Genomic DNA, 17,800 nt, shown 5'->3' with positions numbered 1-17,800 from the left:
TGGTCGCCAGAACGAGAAATGCCGCCCCTGCCTGACGATCGTGTCGGCATGGGCGGCATTTTCATGCAGCACTGATAAAAGTGAGCGGCTAGCGGGAGCGCGCCAGGCGTGTCGCCTTGCGATGCAGATCACGCACCGCCTCTTCGAGCTCCACCGCCTTGGTGCCGACAGGGTCGAAGGTACGCCCGACACACAGCTCTACCCGCCCGCGCAGGCGGCGCGGAAACTTGGCGAAGGCAGGCCCGCCGCCGTGGGAGAACCAGGAGCCCCACAGACCGCCCAGCGCCATCGGAATCACCGGCACCGGGTCACGCGCCAGAATCAACTCCAGCCCGCGCCGGAAGCGACCGACCTCACCGTCGCGCGTCAGCTTGCCCTCGGGGAAGATCATCACCACCTCTCCCTCGCGCAGCGCCTTGCCGACTTCCTCCAGCGAGCGGCGCACCCCTGCCGGGTCCTTGCGCGAGGAATCGACCGGAATCGCCCCGGCGATGCGGAAGAACCACTTCAGCCACGGCGAGTGATATATCTCGGCATCCATCAGGAAACGCAGCGGGCGCGGACTGGCCCCACCCAGAATCAGCGCATCCATGAAGCTGACGTGATTGCACACCACCAGCGCCGCCCCTTCCGCCGGTATCCGCCAGCGCCCCTTGAGGTGCAGGCGATACATCAGGTGGATGAGGATGAAGATATTGAGGCGCAGGAAGGGCCGCGGGTCACGCAGCATGCAGACCACCGCGATCAGCCCGCTGATCAGGGACAGCAGCAGCAGGAAGTCCGGGATATCGCGCCCCATCACGCCCAGCACCAGAATGCCGGCACCGGCCGACAGCACCATCAGCAGGGCATTGAGCACGTTGTTGGCCGCGATCATGCGCGCGCGATGATCTTCAGGACTGCGGATCTGCAGCAGGGTGTACAGCGGCACGATATAGAGGCCGCCACCGAAGCCGATGACACCGAGATCCAGCCACATGCGCCAGAAACCGGCGATGCCCAGAAGCTCGATCAGCGGTGTGGCCATCTGCGCCTCGGCCAGCGCCGGGCGCAGGGCAAGATCCAGCCCGCCAGCGAAGATGATCAGCGCGCCGAAGGGCACCAGTCCCGTCTCGAGACGCCCGCGCGAGACACGCTCACAGGCCAGCGACCCCAGCCCGATGCCGATGGCAAAGGCCGCCAGCAAGGCAGAGGTCGCCCCTTCGGCCCCATGCACGATATCGCGCGCATAGGCCGGCAATTGCGTCAGATAGCTGGCGCCGAGGAACCAGAAGGCACTGATGCCCAGCAGCGCCCAGCGTAGCCGGCGATTGCTCAGCCCTTCACGCATCACCGCGATGCTGCCGGAGAGAGGCCGCCACGGTACGGGGCCGGGCGAAGCGGAGGGTGCCGGCGGAATCTTGCCGGCCGCCATCACGCCTAGAAGAGATAGGGAGACCAGCGACGCGGACAGCGCCCAGCGTGCCAGCTCGCCGCCCAGTGCCATCAAGGCCGCGGCGGCAAGGGTACCGATCAGGATGGCGAGGAAGGTGCCCAGCTCGACCCAGGCATTGCCGCTGACCAGCTCATCCGGCTTGAGGTGCTGGGGCAGGATGGCGTACTTGACCGGCCCGAAGAGCGCCGACTGGGTGCCCATCATGAACAGCAGCGCCAGCAGCAACTCCCAGGCCTCGAAGATCAAGGCGCCGGCCGCCACGCTCATGGTGGCCAGCTCCAGCCACTTGAGCCGCACGATCAGGCGCTGCTTGTCGAGGCGGTCAGCCAACAGGCCGCCCCAGGCGGAGAACAGCAGAAAAGGCAGGATGAACAGACCGGCCGCCAGGTTGTTGACGATGCCGGTGTCCCAGCCCCGCTGCTCGATGACCACGAAGGTCATCAGCAGCAGCAAGGCGTTCTTGAACAGATTGTCATTGAAGGCCCCGAGGGCCTGGGTCCAGAAGAAGGGCGCAAAACGGGGTCGCCGGAGCAGTTCTCGACTCATTTGCCAGCTTCCGTGGCATCCCCCGCACACGCAGCCTCGCTGCGCACCTTGAGCCCCGCCAACATGGTGTCCAGCAACTGATCGAGCAGCTCCGTCACTTCCAGTGGCTGCCCCTGCCAGAGTCCCAGACGCTCGTTCATGCCCAGCTGCACCAGACCGTGCACGCTACCCCACAGCGTGCGCGCCATGCGCTTGGCCTCGACGGACTCGACGCGTGGGGCGTACTCGACCAGGGCCCCCTCCACACGTTCGAACAGCCCTTCGATCATCGCGTTCTGGCGCTGGTCCAGCTCCCCTTCCTGCGCGAGCGGGAAGTCGAACAGCAGCTGCCAGCGGTAAGGGTCGCGCTGGGCGAAGCCCCAGTAGGCGCGCGCCAGGGCCTTGAGGCGCTCCGAAGGACTCGGCGTCTCCTGTCCGGCTATCGCATCGCGCAGCCTGTCCAGCGTCGCCAGATTGACGTGCTGGAGCAGGTTGCCGAAGCTGCCATAGAGCTTGAGCAGGGTGCTGGGCGCACAACCGACTTCGCGAGCCAGGTTGCGCAGAGACAGGGCGTGAACGGGCTGCTCTTTGAGCCATTCATCGCAGGTCTCCATTACCCGCGCATGCAGCGCTTCCGGTGCATGCTGACGTGGACGGGCCATCGAATTCCTCTGATGCTTGAGATGCGTTACCGCGTAGCGAATCTGACGCGGTGTGTGTTCGGACAGCACGGGTGGGCAAAGGGTTGCGACGCCTAGCGGGCATCTCTTGGAGCACCCCGTATCGGTCATTGAATCGAACAGTGTTTCCGTCCAGCATATCGAGACTGAGCACAAACGCAAGCACCACCAAGGTGTGGCATGCTGGCATCCGTGGCGTGCAGCGCGATCCACACCCCATCTCAGGCAGCAGCTGCCGCTGCATGTTCCCTTCGCCTCATCGCCTCAAAGGATTCTCGTGGCCGGTCGTCTGTATATTCCCCCCTACCCCGCTGACCTGCCCCCCGACGAACTGTTCGGGTCGCTGGCGACTCCCGCGCTCGAACGCCAGTTGCGCAGCGAACTGCTGGTCAGTGCCAATCGCGCCCCGCGCATGCCCGCCTCGATGCTGCGACTGGAAGGCCCCCGCCTGCGCCTGGTGCCGGCACTCTGGGGCCTGACTCCCAGCTGGCTGGAGATCATGGACCACGCCCCGCACGTGGCGCGGGCAGAGTCGCTGGAAACGCGACGCATGTTCCGCGAGTCGTTCATCAGCCAGCGGGCACTGATCCCCGTCGGCGGTGTCTATGTGTGGAAGGAACAACCGCGCATGAAGCAGCCGTTTCTGGTCACGCACCCGACCCGCGCCCCGCTGTTGCTGGCCGCCCTGTGGACGCGCCACTTCAGCGCTCCCCTGATGGAGGGGCTGCCCCCCGAGGGTCGCGACAGCTTCGCGCTGATCAGTGTCGAGTGTGCCGGGGTCACGTCACGCCTGACCGATCGCATGCCCGCCGTGATCGCGCCGCATCAGGTACGCGACTGGCTGAATGCCGAGACGCCGCTGGAGACGGTACGCAGCATGCTGACGCCGAACGCCAGCCTGGCCGCCTTCCCGGTCGCACGCCTCGTCAACGACCCCGAGCATCAGGAGTGGAGCGTCGCCCACCCCACCGGCCCGATGCTGACCTGAATCCGCCTGCGCCGACGGCACGTATCGAGGATGGCGGCACTGCATCGCTCTACCGCCTCGCGCGCATGTTCGCCCAATGAGAACCATCACCGAGTCAGCGCCACCTGCCCGAGCAGCGGTGGCATGAATCAGGAGAGAAGATGTCACTGCCTTCAGGATTTCGCCCTCTTGCACTGAGCACGGCCATTGCCGCCATCGTCATGAGTGGCCTGGCGCCGGCCATCAGCCATGCCGATACCCGCCCGGCTTCTGCGCCCGCGTCGTCCCTCGCGCCGGCCGCCAACTCCGCCTCAAGCACGGCGCCCGCCAGGGCCGAGCAGGCCAGTCCCGTCATCAAGAGCGAGAACGATCAGCGACTCTATCGCAGCCTGACCCTCGACAACGGCCTCAGGGTCCTGCTGGTCAGTGATGCCAAGGCCGACAAGGCCGCCGCCGCCGTCGATGTCGAAGTCGGCAGCGCCCAGGACCCCGACGATGTCCCGGGGCTGGCGCACTTCCTGGAGCACATGCTGTTCCTCGGCACCGATCGTTATCCGAAGCCGGACGCCTATCAGGACTTCATCACCAAGCATGGCGGCCAGCACAACGCCTTCACCGCCAGCCAGGACACCAACTACTTCTTCGACATCGACCCGGATGCCTTCGATGAGGCACTGCCGCGCTTTGCGCGCTTCTTCGTCGCACCACAGTTCAATGCCGACTACGTGGACCGCGAGCGCCATGCGGTCAATTCCGAGTATCAGGCACGCCTGCAGGATGATGGTCGGCGCATCTACGAGGCTGTCGAAGCGGCCCTCAACCCGCAACACCCCTTCAACCGCTTCAGTGTCGGCAGCCTCGAGACCCTCAAGGACACCGAGGCCGGTAGCCTGCGCCAGCGACTGGTCGACTTCTATCAGGCCCACTACGGCGCCAACGTGATGCGCCTGTCACTGGTCGGGCCGCAGTCGCTGGAAACGCTCGAGCAGCTGGCCCGTGACAACTTCAGTGATGTGCCCGACCGCGGGCTGTCGCGCCCCGAGATCACCACGCCCCTGGCCAGCGGTGACGAGCTGCCGGCACGCCTCGAGGTCAAGGCACTCAAGCAGGAGCGCAAGCTGTCGTTCATGTTCCCCATCGACGACCCGATTGCCCACTACCGCTCACAGCCGGTCAGCTACCTGGCCAACCTGATCGGTCACGAAGGCGAAGGCAGTCTGCTGGCAGTGCTCAAGGACAAGGGCTGGGCAGATGGCCTCTCGGCCGGCGGTGGCCTCAGTGATGGCGAGCATGCCCTGCTCAGCGTCGACATCAGCCTGACCCCGGAAGGCGCGCAGCATCAGGCGGAGATCCGTGCCGCGCTGTTCGACTATCTGGCGCTGATCCGCGCTGAGGGCATCAACGACTGGCGCTATACCGAACAGGCAAAGCTGGGTGAGCAGAGCTTCCGCTTCCAGCAGCGCAGCTCGCCGGTCAATCTGGCCAGCAATCTGGCGATGATGATGACGCGCTATCCGATCGAGGACGTGCTGGCGGCGCCCTACCTGATGCAGGACTTCGATCCGGACCTGATCAAGGACACCCTCGCTCGCCTGACACCCGACAACCTGCTGGAGGTCTACTCCGGCCCGCAGGTGGAGGGGGATCAGCAGGGCGAGTGGTTCAAGGCGCCCTACACCCTGACGCGCCTGACGGCGGATGCCACTGCTCAACCAGCCGGCGGCGACACCCTGGCCAGCCAGCTGGCGCTGCCCAGTCCCAACCCCTATCTGGCCAAGGACTTCCGCGTACTCGACCTGCCCGACGCCAAGCCGAGCCAGTTGATCGATGAGCCCGGTGCCGAGCTCTGGTATCAGGGTGATGCGAGCTTCGGCGTGCCGAAGGCCGAATGGCGCTTCGGCCTGCTCAATCCCGACGTCAGTCGCTCGGTGGATGACCAGGCCATGAGTCAGGTGCTGGCGGCATGGCTGAATGACAGCCTCAACGCGCGTCTGTATCCGGCCCGTCTGGCCGGGCAGGATGCGCTGGTCTATGCCCATGGACGTGGCATCACCCTGCAGTTCAGTGGCTGGCGCGATGGTCAGCAGCCGGAAATGCGTGAAGTGCTCGACCAGCTGGTGAATGGCGAGATGGCCCCCGCCACCCTGGAACGCATCACTCAACGCCTGCGCCGCAGCCTGCAGAATCGCGTTCAGGCACCGCTCTACACGCGCCTGGGCCGCAGCCTCAGTGAAACGCTGGTCGGCCTGCCGAGCACCGCCGAGCAACAACTGGCGGCCCTGGACAAGATCGACGCCCGGTCACTGGACAGCTTCCGCAAGCGCTTCCTTGCCAAGCTGCACGTGCAGGCGATGGTGACCGGCAACCTGACCGCCGACCAGGCCCGCGAGACCGGCCAGCTGGTGATCAACGGGCTTGCGCCGCGCATCACGCGCGAGGCGGTGCCAGACCTGGAAGTGCGTCAGGTCACACAGCACACGGTACTGCGCCCCGACAGCACACGCGGCGATTCCGGTGCCCTGCGCTACATGCAGGGCAAGGACCGTACGCTGCAGTCCCAGGCCCGCATCGCGGTGCTGGGTCAGCTGCTCGAAGCGCCCTTCTACAGCCAGCTGCGCACCGAGGAGCAACTCGGCTATATCGTCTCCGCACGCTATTCGCCCATGCTCGATGCGCCGGGGCTGAGCCTGCTGGTGCAGTCGCCGTCCAAGGACAGCAAGACGCTGTTTTCGCGCATGGATGCCTTCCTCACCCGCTTCGACAGCCGCGTGCAGTCGCTGGATGAGGCCGCGCTTGCCAGCTACCGCGACGCCGTCGTCGATAGCCTGACCCAGAAGCCCCGCAAGCTGTCCGAGCTGGCAGCGCGCAACTGGAGCGAGCTGAGCTTCGGCTGGACAGGCTTTGACCGTCGCCAGCAACTGGTCGCGGCCGTCGAACAGGTCAGCGCGCAGGATATCCGCGCCATCTGGCAGCAGCTGAATGCCTCCAGCGCGCTGGAACTGGCCTTCGACCCCGGCACGCCCAGCGACTTCGACCAGCGCCTTACCGAACTGGACCTGCCGCCGCTGCCCGAGGCGCCGCGCGCCGAGACAGGCGCGACCCTGGCGGCACCCTCAGCCGAGGCCAGCGGCAATGCTCAGCATTGAGTCTCGCCGGCCCGCCAGCGGCTTGGCGGGCAAACAAGGCGCCGGCCCTCACCGGACGGGCGCCTGAAACGACAAGACCCCGACGCAGTGCAGTTCAATAACCGCGTCGGGGTCTTGTTCATTCATGCCTTGCCGGCAAGCACAGCGGGCCGGCTAGCCCGTCATCAGCCGAAGGCCTGCGGCGGCATGATGCCTTCCACGTACATCGCCAGTTCTTCGAGAATCTGCACGCGGTCCGGGTCCTGCTCGCTCTGGGCCAGCCGCTGGATCTCGCTGACGAAGCCCTTCACGGTCAGGCTCGCGACCTGCTCATCGTTCATGCGCTCCCAGCGCCACTGCTCCCAGCGTTCGCGCTCGGCGGAATTGAGCGTGTAGCCGTAGCTGCGCGCACGATAGCGGAACAGCATCTCCTCGAGTCGGCCATCCTGGAAGGCGAACGGCGTATCGTCCAGCGCCTCGGGATGGGTGGCGCGCACCCGCTCCATCTCCTTGCGGTCCGCGGGCGAGAAGAAGCCACCGGAATAGAGCATCAGGTCCGGATCAGCCGGGCCGACCGGCGGCGCCTCGGCGAATACCTGCGCCACCTTCACGCCGACACCGGCGTTGTCCTTCAGCCACTTCCAATGCACGCGGCACTGGGCCGGGTCGATCTTGAAGCGCGCGGCGATCTCGCCGTACTCGCTCTCATGCGGCCCGGATACATCCTTGAGCGCATTGGCCGGCAGCAGCACCGGGCTCTTGTTGAGGTGGATGACCTTGAGCGGAATCCGCTCCTCGCCTTCCGCGAGGTCATCGGCACTGGCGAAGACACGGGCACGAATCTCTTCCGGTGACAGCTCCATCAACGGCGCCGGGTCTACCGAGAGGTCATAGACGATCACGCCATTGGCATTCGAAGGATGCTCCGCCAGCGGCACCACCAGCGCGCCACAGGCCCGCGAGGCCGGATAGCGACGCGAGATGTGCAGCATCGGCTTGCGTGCGCCGATATCCAGCAGGCTGGCGACATGGCGCTTGTTGCGCAGCTTGAGCAGGTAATCGAACAGCCGCGCATTGCGCGACTTGAGCAGGCGTGCCAGCGCGATGGTGGCGCGCACATCCACCAGCGCGTCATGCGCGCCGGCGTGCTCGATGCCATTGGCCGCCGTCAAGTGCTCCAGACGGAAGCTGGGCGCACCATCTTCACGCTTGGGCCATTCGATGCCTTCCGGGCGCAGGGCATGGAAGGCGCGCACGACATCGATCAGGTCCCAGCGCGAATTGCCGTTCTGCCACTCACGCCCGTAGGGGTCGAGGAAGTTGCGGTAGAACAGATGACGGCTGACTTCATCATCGAAGCGCAGGCTGTTGTAGCCCAGCGTGCAGGTCCCCGGCACGCTCATCTCATCATTGATGCGCCCGGCGAACTCGGCCTCGGGGATGCCGCGACGTTCGGCCTGCTGCGGGGTGATGCCGGTGATCAGACACGCCATCGGCTGGGGCAGGAAGTCATCGGCCGGCTTGCAATAGAGGGTCAGCGGCTCGCCGATCTCATTGAAGTCAGCATCGGTACGGATGGCCGCGAACTGCGAAGGACGGTCACGGCGCGGGTCGGCGCCGAAGGTCTCGTAGTCGTGCCACAGGAAGGTGGGCTCTGCCACAGGATGTCTCCACGCGGGCGGTCGAAAAATGAACGTGCCAGAGCACCGTCTCCAGCAAGGCTGGCACGGTGCTCTGGCAGGCAATGGGCATGGGCTGGCTCGGGACGTCGCAGGCGCTGCCCGCTCGGCAACGCCTCAGGTGGCAAGCACCCGACGCCCCGCGAACTCAGGCCTCGCCGGGGCGCGGCAGAGTGACGTTGAGTTCCAGCACCGAGCAGTCGTCTTCGCGGTCCAGCGAGATGTTGATGGCATCCTGGTCGACCTGCACATACTTGCGAATCACCTCGAGCAGCTCACGCTCCAGCATCGGCATGTAATCCGGCTGGTCACGCTGGCTACGCTGGTGCGCGACGATGATCTGCAGCCGCTCCTTGGCGACATTGGCGGTCTTCTTGCGCTCTCGCTTCAGAAAATCCAGTAATTTCACTTGCGCCCCCCTCCAAACATTCTGGCCAGCAGACCGCGCTTCTCGACTTCATGGAAACGCAGCTGCACTTCCTCGCCCAACAGGCGGGACACGCAATCCACGTACGCCTGGCCGGCATCGCTCTTCTGGTCATGCGTGACCGGCACACCCTGGTTGGACGCGCGCAGCACGGCGTCGGATTCCGGAATCAGGCCGATCAGCGGGATCGACAGGATTTCCTGGATATCGGTCAGGTTGAGCATGTCACCGCCGGTGACGCGCGCCGGATGGTAACGGGTGATCAGCAGGTGTTCACGCACCGGGGTGTCGCCATTCTCGGCGCGACGCGTCTTGGAAGACAGCAGGCCGATGATGCGGTCGGAGTCACGTACCGAGCTGACTTCCGGGTTGGTCACCACCACGGCCTCGTCAGCGAAGTACATCGCCAGCTGGGCACCGCGCTCGATACCGGCCGGCGAGTCACAGATGACGTAATCGAACTCCTCGCGCAGCGCGTCGAGCACCTTCTCGACGCCTTCCAGCGTCAGCGCGTCCTTGTCACGGGTCTGGGAGGCCGGAAGGATGTGCAGGTTGTCGATGCGCTTGTCGCGGATCAGGGCCTGCTTGAGATTGGCTTCGCCCTGGATGACGTTGACCAGGTCATAGACCACACGGCGCTCGCAGCCCATGATCAGGTCCAGGTTACGCAGGCCCACATCGAAATCGATCACTACGGTCTTGTTGCCGCGCAAAGCCAGTCCGGTGGCAATGGCGGCGGCGCTGGTCGTCTTGCCGACTCCGCCCTTGCCTGACGTCACTACGATAATCTTGGCCAAAGGTATCTTCCTTGCTGAGAGTCCCTCGCCGAGCGAGGATCACCTGTAAATATTGGATATCGTTCAGAACACAGTGCTGGGGTCAGCCGAGTCGTGCGATACAGAGTTGGTCGTGTTCAAGCACGACTTCGACATTGGCACCCAGCAGGCGATTGTCGATGTCATCGAGTCGCTTGTAGGTTCCGGCCACCGAGAGCAGCTCGGCGTGCAGTTCCTTGCAGTAGATGCTGGCGTTGCGATCGCCATGGATACCCGCCAGCGCGCGGCCACGCAGAGCGCCATAGATATGCACACTGCCTGCGGCCAGGATCTCGGCGCCGGCATTCACCGCGCCGATGATGACCAGGTCGCCCTCCGGTGCGCTGACCTGCTGGCCCGAGCGCACCGTGCCGCGATACACCTTGCTGGCGTGGGCTGGCTCCGCTTTCTCGGCCGCGCTGTCCGCGACTGTCTCGGCAGGCTCGGCGACCGGTTCAGCGGCCACCGGCGGCACGGACTCGAGGGAGCGCCCGCGATTCTCCTGCGGCGGGAACCACCCCAGCCCCAACGCCCAGGCGGACTGACGCACCGGGTCTCCACCGCCACGCACCGCGACCGGCAGCAGCTTGTGCCCTCGGCAGACGGCACAGATGCGCTCCAGCGCCAGATGCGGCTCGTCGAGCTTCTCGACGCTCAGCACCACCGGCGTATGTTGAAAGAAGGCCGGCGACTGGCTGAGCTTGCTGGCCAGCTGAGCACGGATCTGCTCCGGATCACCGCTGACCAGCTCCATGACCGTCATCGGCAGCATGCCGCCCTTGAAGGTGAAGGCCTGAGGGGCCCTGTCCGTACTGAGACTCATGACCTGACTCCGGTTGCGTAAGGAGTGTCGAAGCCCTCCGACACTCTTGATGATGCACGTGCTGTTCACGGCATCCTCAAGGCGACCCTCGATTGGAAAGGCCACCTGAATAACATAGCTCGCCGTCGCACACGGCACAGCGACTGCTTGATAGGCGCCGAGCATGAATGACAGACACTGAATGGCATAGCGGTAACGTACAAAACTATGTGAGCGAACACAGTGCTGCAACTGATGATACGGCCAGCAGCAGGCACTGTCAGGTGTCGCGAGCCTACGACGTGCCTCCCTTGCCGACCTGTCACCCGCCGCCGGTCGCCCTGCACGCCGCCGCGCGCGTGCAATAAGGCACATCGATCGACATGCGATACCACACAACGGGGGGCTGTGACTGGTAAGATAGCGGGGTGACGAAATTCATGCGCCGTCACTCCGCCCACTCCGTCGTGCCCACCCGATTGCACCCGCCGAGTGTGCGGCCAATTGTTGCGCCCCTCTATTTTTTGCCTGGATAACCGCTCTCTCATGACCGGACTGCTCTCCCGCCTCACTGGCCGCCTGTTCACTCCTCGCTGGCAACACGCCAACCCTGCCATTCGCTCCGCTGCCACTGACCAGCTTGATCCGGAGATTCCAGACCAGCGCAAGATCCTGGAGACCCTGATTCTCGAAGATGACGCCCTGGAAGTGCGCCATGCCGCCCTGACGCGCATGCAATCTCCCGAGCGTCTGCTGCCGCTGCTCGACCGCGCCGATGGCCTGGTACGCGAGCGCCTGATCGAACTGTTGAGCGGCGGCCAGGATGCGCCCTCACTGTTGAGCCGTGAACAGCTGGTCGAGCGCCTGGACGATAGCGAACTGCTGTCCGCCGTGGCGTCCCGCGGCGACAACCAGCAACTGCGTCTGACCGCACTGAGCCGTCTGGAAGATGAAGAGGCGCTGATCCATCAGGCCTGCCACAACACCATCGCCGCCGTTCGCCATGCCGCTGCCGCCCGCATCACCAGCCAGGCCGGCCTCGAGCGTCTGGTGCGCGATGCCAAGCGTGACCGTCACGTGCAGCGTCAGGCGCGCGACACCCTCGCCCAGCGCCGCGCCGATGCCCAGCAGGCCGACGCACTGGCCGCCAGCCGCGACAACCTGCTGCGCCAGATGGAGAAGCTGCCGCGTCAGGCATGGGAAGACAGCGTGCCCTCGCGTTACCGCTCGCTGCTGCGCGAGTGGGAGCGTCTGCCGGCCGCGGACTACGAGATTCAACAGCGCTTCGAAGAGGCGCGCCAGCAGGCGCACAAGGTCATCAGTGACCATGAGGCCCGCGAGGAAGCCATTCGCGCCCATGAGCGCCTGAGCGCCAACCTCAATACGCACCTGGAAGAGATTCTCAGCGCCGTGGATCAGGCGCGGGAAGACCTCTACAGCCGCGACTGCGTCAATGACCACGACTTCGCCAGCCTGCAGGCTCAACGCCGCCTGCAGGGAGAGCGCTGGAGCGAGTTGACCGACCAGTTCTCGGCCCCGGCCGAACTGCTCGAACGTCAGCAGCGCCTGCAACAGCAGCTGCAGGACGCCCTCGATGCCTGGCATCGCCATCAGCTGTGCCAGGGCGAGCTGGATGCCGCGCTGGTCGACAATGACATCGACCAGCTGCGTCGCCTGGAAAGCGAAGTGGCCTGGCCTGCGGGTCTGCCGCAGACCGCCAGCCTGAGCGCGGTGCGTCAGGCGATCAGCGCGGCGCAGCCGGAAGAGCCGACAGAGGCAGCGCAAGAGCAGGACGCGCTCGATGGCAGCCCAGCACAAGACGCCGAGTCAGCTGATGCCTCCCGCGCGGCCGACGGCAAGGCGAGCCTGGATCTGGACGCACTGGATGCCGAACTGGCACGCCTGGAAGCGGATCTCGATGCCGGCAAGCTCAAGCCGGCCAGCCGTCTGCATCGCTCACTGCGCGATCGCACCGAAGGCCAGCTCGACAATGCCCGCCAGACCCGCCTGCGCCAGCTGGGCGCGCGTGTCGCGGAACTCCGTGACTGGCAGAACTTCGTCGCGGCGCCCAAGCGCGAGCAACTGCTCGAGGCCATCACCACCCTGAGCGAGCGCGATGACATCAGCGATGAGCAGCGCGACCGCCAGCACCAGCAGCTGATTCAGCAATGGCGCGAGCTGGGTGATGCGGCTGCCAGCCGCGATGCCAGCCAGGCCTTCCGCACTGCCTCTGACGCCATCAAGTTGCGCCTGCGGGATTACCGCGAATCGCGCAAGCAGCTGCGTGAACACAATCTGGCCATGCGCGAAGCGCTCTGCGAGCAGCTCGAATCGCTCAACGGCCACGCCATGGACGATGCCGACCCCGACTCCCTGCGCCAGATCCGTGATCGCGCCCGTGAGGAATGGCGTCGCCACACGCCGGTGCCCGCAGGCCCCGGTCGCCAGCTGTCGCATCGCTTCGGTGAGGCGCTGACGGCACTGCAGGGACTGATCGACAGCCGCGCGGGCCAGATCGCCGCCGCCAAGCAGGCACTGGTCGACGCCGTCGAGGCGCTGGCCAATGAGGACTCGCCGGCACGTGCCCGCGCCGAACAGGCCAAGGCACTGCAGAGTCGCTGGCGCGAGATGGGCCGCGCGCCCAAGGGCGAAGAACAACGTCTGTGGGCCGCCTTCCGCGCGGCGTGCGACCGCATCTTCGCCGCGCGCGATCAGGACCGCGAAGACCGCGACAGCCGCGAGCAGGCACGTCTGGATCAGTGGCAGGCGCTGATCGAACGCCTCGACAGCTGGGAGCCGGAGACGCTGGAAGACGCCGCCCTGCTCGATGACGCCCTGAAGGAAGCCGACACCCTCGGTCCGCTGCCGCGCGGCAAGCGGGGCGACGGCATGCGTCGTCGCTGGACCGGCATTCTCAAGCGTCGCGAGCAGCGTCTGGATGAACTGCACGCCCTGCAGCTGCGCGAGGAATGGCAGCAATGGCGTGATCTGCTCGAACAGCACGCCGTAGCGGATGCCAGCGCGCGCAACGGCGACGTGCAGGATGTCGAGCTGCCGAACACCTCGGCCTTCGACGACAACAGCCGTCAGGCCAATGCGGCGCGCAACCAGATGCGCCAGGCCCTGCCGAGCAACTGCAGCGCCGCCAATGAGCGCCTGGCCGAGCTGCGTGTCCACCTGGCCATTCTGTTCGAGGCCCCGCTGGGCAGCGAAGATGAATCACGCCGCCTGACCGTGCAGGTCGCGCGCATCAACCAGCAGCTGGGTGAGCGCATGGAGCGTGAAGAAGAGCTGGATGAGGTGCTGGATGCGCTGCTCGCCAATGGTCCGCTGGACTGGGACGCCTGGCAGACCGAACTGCCACGCTTCGATGCGCTGTTCAATCACTGAGCCAGTGCTCTTGAGCTGGTGACGACGCGCTCGCAAGACTGAAGTCATGGCAACGAAAAGCCCCCGCCTCGATAGAGACGGGGGCTTTTTCATTCTCTCGCCAGGCGGGGCCGGGTGCCAACCCTGCACTGGCTCGCGCTAGCGCAGAGCATCAGCTCATGAACTGGCCGCCATTGATATCCAGGTTGGCACCGGTGATGAAGCCGGATTTCTCGTCGGCCAGGAAGGCGACCGCACGTGCGATCTCGTCCGGCTGACCATAACGCTTGACCGGGATGGTCTCGCGGATCGATTCACGGATCTCTTCGGGGATCTTCATGATCATGTCGGTGGCGATGTAGCCCGGTGACAGGGTGTTGACGGTAATGCCCTTGGTCGCGGTTTCCTGCGCCAGCGCCATGGTCAGACCATGCATGCCCGCCTTGGCGGCCGAGTAGTTGACCTGCCCGAACTGGCCCTTGCGGCCATTGATGGAGGAGATGTTCACGATGCGGCCGTACTTGTGCTCCAGCATGTCATTGATGACGGCACGGCAGGTGTTGAAGACGCTGTCGAGGTTGCAGTTGATGACTTCTCGCCACTGCTCATAGCTCATCTTGCGCATGGAGGTATCACGCGTGATGCCGGCGCAGTTGACCAGAACCGCGATCGGACCGAAGCGCTCGCGGATTTCGTTGACGCCTGCCTGACAGGCTTCGAAGTTGTCCAGCTCGATGCCGGACAGTGCGATGTTCTCGAACCCGGCAGCGCGCTGTTCCGACAGCCACCCCTCTGCCTTTTCCTTGTTCCTGTAACCCGCAATTACCTGATACCCCTGGTTCGCCAGCTCGCGGCAGATAGCGGAACCAATGCCACCGGTACCACCGGTAACCCATGCGACGGGTGCTGTTTGTGTCATCTTATTGTGTCTCCCTAATCCTGGAACGTCCTGTGTCCTTGGCTTGGGCACAGCTTGGCGAATCTGCGGACACCCCCGCCCTGAGAAAACGAGAATGCCTGCAATGACAACAATGACCCGCGTCTCTAACAGCCTGATGACAATCGTGCACTCTGTGACGCCTGCCATCCGCCTGTGCGAGGCGCGTCCTCCTCAGTATGGACAGGATGCAGCGGGAATGTATGTAGCAGATCTCTCACACAAGATGCCGATAATCGCTCGAGGTACGCAGACGGGTTGGTGACGACTCACCGGACACGAGAAGTTTGCGTCAATTACGGGATAACGGTTGACGCAGCACTGTATATCCTTATACTACGCCCCACGTTGATGCGGGGTGGAGCAGTCTGGTAGCTCGTCGGGCTCATAACCCGAAGGTCATCGGTTCAAATCCGGTCCCCGCTACCACTGACAAGTCGTTGCCTATCAAGGTAATTGCCGGTCAGACACCAACGTGATGTTGCGGGATGGAGCAGTCTGGTAGCTCGTCGGGCTCATAACCCGAAGGTCATCGGTTCAAATCCGGTTCCCGCTACCAACCTCTGATGCGTCAGAGTTGGAGCAAAGGCAGTACCCAGTGTTGCGGGGTGGAGCAGTCTGGTAGCTCGTCGGGCTCATAACCCGAAGGTCATCGGTTCAAATCCGGTCCCCGCTACCAAGAATTCGAAAGGCCTGATGCATGGCATCAGGCCTTTTTCGTATGCGTGAAATTCCTGTGCGATGATGGCGAGGAAGCCGGTTCTCGGGCCTGGCCACCCCTATCCACACAGGGCCCCTTCACCCCTGGCCCTTCACACTCATCACGTCAGTCCCAAGGGAGTGCCTGCATGCGCCACTGGCTGGTCAAGACCGAACCCGATGCCTTCTCGCTGGATGACCTGCGCCGCGAATCACCGGCGCTCTGGGATGGCGTGCGCAACTATCAGGCGCGCAACTTCCTGCGTGAGATGCAGCTCGGTGATGTCGTGCTCATCCAGCACTCCAGCTGCAAGGTGCCTGCGGTGGTCGGACTGGCCGTCGTCAGCGAACTCGCCCTGCCCGACCCGACGGCCAGTGACCCCGAGCACAAGGGCTTCGACCCACGTCAGGTGGCAGATATCGATGCCGACAAGCCTCCGCGCTGGGTCGCCCCGCATCTGAGCTACCTTCGCCCGCTGCGCACCACCCTGCCCATCGCGCGCCTGAAGGCCCGGCCCGAGCTGGCGGACAGCCACCTGGTGCGCCGCGCACGCCTGTCCGTGATGCCGCTCAGCGAGAGCGAAGCCGCCTGCATCGCCAGTCTGGCCGACGACACCCTGCTGCCGTGAACCGACGCGCCCGGGGCGATCGCGCGAGGAAGTGACCGGCAGCGCCTTGAACTCCACTGCGACGGGCCGCATCATCAGGCCAACCGGCTCGCGCGCGAGCCTTGAATCGCAGACAGAATTTCGGGGCATGCACCATGATCATCGATCCCAATACCGGCCAGCCACTGACCGGCAATGACACCACCGCCGCCCAGCCACAAGGGGTGGTCGGCGGCGGTGCCGCCAGTGCACCGCGCCAGGCAGAAGACGCCAACACCTACATCATCGATGTGGACATGAGCAATCTTCAGCAGGTGCTGGAAGCCTCACAGCAAGTGCCGGTACTGCTGGATTGCTGGTCGCCGCAGAGCGAGCATTGCCTCGTTCTGACACCGATCCTCGAGAAGCTGGCGCGTGAATATGCGGGCGGCTTCATCCTGGCCAAGCTGAACGCCGAGGAACAGCAGGACATCGCCGCTCAGCTGGGCGTGCGCTCGGTACCGGACGTCAAGCTGGTCATCCAGGGCGGTCTGGCAGGCAACTTCACCGGCGCACGTCCGGAAGCCGAGATTCGCCAGTTCCTCGAGCAGCACAAGGTCCAGCCGGCGGCAGGAGCAGGCCCCAGCCTCGCGGAGCAGGCGGCCACTGCACTGGAAAGCGGCGACCTCGTCACCGCCAAGGCGCTGTATCAGCAGCTGGCGCAGGAATCCCCCGAGACACCGGAATACCGCATCCACCTCGCCTCGGTGCTGGTCGCAGAAGGCAATGGTGAAGAGGCCCGTCAGCTGCTGGACTCCCTCAAGCCGGAAGACCGTGACGGTGCCCAGGCGCGTGGCGTACGTGCGCGCATCGACTTCATCGCCGAGGCACCGTCTCCCGAAGAGGTGCAGGCGATGATCGAGCGGGACGACAGCGAAGCCCGCTATCAGCGCGCCATGCGTGATCTGGCGGATGGCCATTACGAGCTGGCGCTGGATGCCCTGATCAGCCTGGTGAAGACCGACCGCCAGTACGGCGATGATCTGGCACGCAAGACGCTGCTGCGTGTGTTCGACGCCCTCGGCGCGACCCATGAGCTGACCGTGCGCTTCCGTCGCCAACTGTTCGCTCTGATGTACTGATCGTGCTGGTGCGCTGATCGTGCTGGTGCGCTGATCGTGCTGCTGACCGCACTGATGAGCTGAACACGCCACGCAGATGACAAGGCCCCGCCTCCGGTTAAGGAAGCGGGGCCTTGTCATAGAGGGCCTGCCGTCGCGCCGATTCAAGGGCTAACGACGGCTCCAGCCCTTGAGAAGCGAGGGGCGAGCACGCGATTCGCGCACGCTGGGCGGAAAGTCCACCTCTAGTTCCTGGCCCGCAGACTTCACGGCGTCTGGCGCAGACGGGGTGGCAGATGACGCCGCGGGCGCACGGCAGCAGGAAGATGGCGGCGATGAACGCGCCAGGCGCAGGCTCCCGCCCTGACAACACCATTCACGACAGGCCGTCACTCCTGCATCCCTGCTTGCTGGCCGCCCCTGTCGCGGCGTCTCTGCCACCTCATGTCTCATCGTCGCATCTCCTGATGACAAGCCCCTCCCGATGAGCGGCCTGACCTCAGAGTTGACGATAATGATTCTCAATTCAAGTTTGCGATGAGCGATAGCTGCCAACGAAACGCCGCAGACTGACCCAGATCAACTCCGGTACTGTCGCCCGCCTTCTCGGCCGCTTCGCTCGCCCCCGCGAT

Annotated in this window: 12 protein-coding genes and 3 tRNA genes; 8 read left to right on the top strand and 7 right to left on the bottom strand. The window is 64.9% G+C overall.

The genetic code is table 11. The features are described from left to right. Nucleotides 1–88: 88 nt before the first annotated feature. Together MSG32_RS17725 and MSG32_RS17720 are read right to left on the bottom strand one after the other, a co-directional pair. Nucleotides 89–1,981, bottom strand: a complete 1,893-nt coding sequence (locus MSG32_RS17725) for an MFS transporter (protein ID WP_192839485.1) — start codon at nucleotides 1,979–1,981, stop codon at nucleotides 89–91. Then, entirely contained in the window at nucleotides 1,978–2,622 is a 645-nt protein-coding gene (locus MSG32_RS17720) for a TetR-like C-terminal domain-containing protein (RefSeq protein ID WP_043336466.1), read from the bottom strand. The genes MSG32_RS17725 and MSG32_RS17720 overlap by 4 nt, the downstream gene beginning before the upstream one ends. A 295-nt stretch (nucleotides 2,623–2,917) precedes the next feature. On the opposite strand from MSG32_RS17720, the gene MSG32_RS17715 reads away from it, so the two are divergent. Beyond that, the gene (locus MSG32_RS17715) at nucleotides 2,918–3,628 is read left to right on the top strand and encodes an SOS response-associated peptidase family protein (RefSeq protein WP_082388948.1); all 711 of its coding nucleotides are present in this window, start codon (nucleotides 2,918–2,920) and stop codon (nucleotides 3,626–3,628) included. 140 nt (nucleotides 3,629–3,768) lie between these two features. Then, complete coding sequence (locus tag MSG32_RS17710) at nucleotides 3,769–6,753, top strand: insulinase family protein (protein WP_248381077.1); 2,985 nt, start codon at nucleotides 3,769–3,771, stop codon at nucleotides 6,751–6,753. Nucleotides 6,754–6,917: 164 nt separating this feature from the next. Here MSG32_RS17710 and sbcB read toward each other — a convergent pair whose 3' ends face one another. From sbcB to minC, 4 genes are all read right to left on the bottom strand, one after another. Next, nucleotides 6,918–8,393 carry an exodeoxyribonuclease I gene (gene sbcB / locus MSG32_RS17705; RefSeq protein ID WP_248381074.1) on the bottom strand — a complete coding sequence of 492 codons (1,476 nt, stop codon included), beginning with the start codon at nucleotides 8,391–8,393 and terminating at the stop codon, nucleotides 6,918–6,920. A 166-nt stretch (nucleotides 8,394–8,559) separates the two neighbouring features. Then, nucleotides 8,560–8,820 (bottom strand): cell division topological specificity factor MinE, encoded by a 261-nt coding sequence (gene minE, locus MSG32_RS17700; RefSeq protein WP_043336475.1) that lies wholly within the window; start codon nucleotides 8,818–8,820, stop codon nucleotides 8,560–8,562. Beyond that, a complete protein-coding gene (gene minD, locus MSG32_RS17695) occupies nucleotides 8,817–9,635 on the bottom strand; it encodes a septum site-determining protein MinD (protein ID WP_054557277.1) in 819 nt (272 codons plus the stop codon). Before minD ends, minE begins: the two co-directional genes overlap by 4 nt. 82 nt (nucleotides 9,636–9,717) lie before the next feature. Then, nucleotides 9,718–10,476: a septum site-determining protein MinC gene (gene minC, locus MSG32_RS17690; RefSeq protein WP_107335876.1), complete on the bottom strand. Its 759-nt coding sequence runs from the start codon at nucleotides 10,474–10,476 to the stop codon at nucleotides 9,718–9,720. Between the two features lie 525 nt (nucleotides 10,477–11,001). On the opposite strand from minC, the gene MSG32_RS17685 reads away from it, so the two are divergent. Beyond that, entirely contained in the window at nucleotides 11,002–13,845 is a 2,844-nt protein-coding gene (locus tag MSG32_RS17685) for a DUF349 domain-containing protein (RefSeq protein WP_248381071.1), read from the top strand. Nucleotides 13,846–13,996: 151 nt separating this feature from the next. On the opposite strand, the gene phbB is transcribed toward MSG32_RS17685, so the two are convergent. Next, nucleotides 13,997–14,743 (bottom strand): acetoacetyl-CoA reductase, encoded by a 747-nt coding sequence (gene phbB / locus MSG32_RS17680; protein WP_248381069.1) that lies wholly within the window; start codon nucleotides 14,741–14,743, stop codon nucleotides 13,997–13,999. A 370-nt stretch (nucleotides 14,744–15,113) separates the two neighbouring features. On the opposite strand from phbB, the gene MSG32_RS17675 reads away from it, so the two are divergent. The 5 genes from MSG32_RS17675 (at nucleotide 15,114) to MSG32_RS17655 (ending at nucleotide 17,189) form a co-directional block, all read left to right on the top strand. Then, nucleotides 15,114–15,190, top strand: a tRNA-Met gene (locus tag MSG32_RS17675). 53 nt (nucleotides 15,191–15,243) lie between these two features. Next, nucleotides 15,244–15,320 (top strand) — tRNA-Met (locus tag MSG32_RS17670). A gap of 43 nt (nucleotides 15,321–15,363) precedes the next feature. Then, nucleotides 15,364–15,440: transfer RNA gene (locus tag MSG32_RS17665), tRNA-Met, on the top strand. A gap of 169 nt (nucleotides 15,441–15,609) precedes the next feature. Then, entirely contained in the window at nucleotides 15,610–16,089 is a 480-nt protein-coding gene (locus MSG32_RS17660; RefSeq protein ID WP_248381066.1) for an EVE domain-containing protein, read from the top strand. A gap of 134 nt (nucleotides 16,090–16,223) precedes the next feature. After that, entirely contained in the window at nucleotides 16,224–17,189 is a 966-nt protein-coding gene (locus MSG32_RS17655) for a tetratricopeptide repeat protein (RefSeq protein ID WP_043336518.1), read from the top strand. The last annotated feature ends 611 nt before the right edge of the window (nucleotides 17,190–17,800 follow it).

This window comes from Cobetia sp. 1CM21F (genome assembly GCF_023161745.1).
Taxonomy (GTDB): Bacteria; Pseudomonadota; Gammaproteobacteria; order Pseudomonadales; family Halomonadaceae; genus Cobetia; species Cobetia amphilecti.
The sequence above is the reverse complement of the archived record's forward strand: the minus strand, read 5'-3'. Positions and strand labels throughout refer to the sequence as shown.

Excerpts from the sequence above, each read along its gene's own strand:
- MSG32_RS17725 (WP_192839485.1), bottom strand. The coding sequence starts at position 1,981 with ATGAGTCGAGAACTGCTCCGGCGACCCCGTTTTGCGCCCTTCTTCTGG.
- MSG32_RS17720 (WP_043336466.1), bottom strand. The coding sequence starts at position 2,622 with ATGGCCCGTCCACGTCAGCATGCACCGGAAGCGCTGCATGCGCGGGTA.
- MSG32_RS17710 (WP_248381077.1), top strand. The coding sequence starts at position 3,769 with ATGTCACTGCCTTCAGGATTTCGCCCTCTTGCACTGAGCACGGCCATT.
- minC (WP_107335876.1), bottom strand. The coding sequence starts at position 10,476 with ATGAGTCTCAGTACGGACAGGGCCCCTCAGGCCTTCACCTTCAAGGGC.
- MSG32_RS17685 (WP_248381071.1), top strand. The coding sequence starts at position 11,002 with ATGACCGGACTGCTCTCCCGCCTCACTGGCCGCCTGTTCACTCCTCGC.
- phbB (WP_248381069.1), bottom strand. The coding sequence starts at position 14,743 with ATGACACAAACAGCACCCGTCGCATGGGTTACCGGTGGTACCGGTGGC.
- MSG32_RS17660 (WP_248381066.1), top strand. The coding sequence starts at position 15,610 with ATGCGCCACTGGCTGGTCAAGACCGAACCCGATGCCTTCTCGCTGGAT.
- MSG32_RS17655 (WP_043336518.1), top strand. The coding sequence starts at position 16,224 with ATGATCATCGATCCCAATACCGGCCAGCCACTGACCGGCAATGACACC.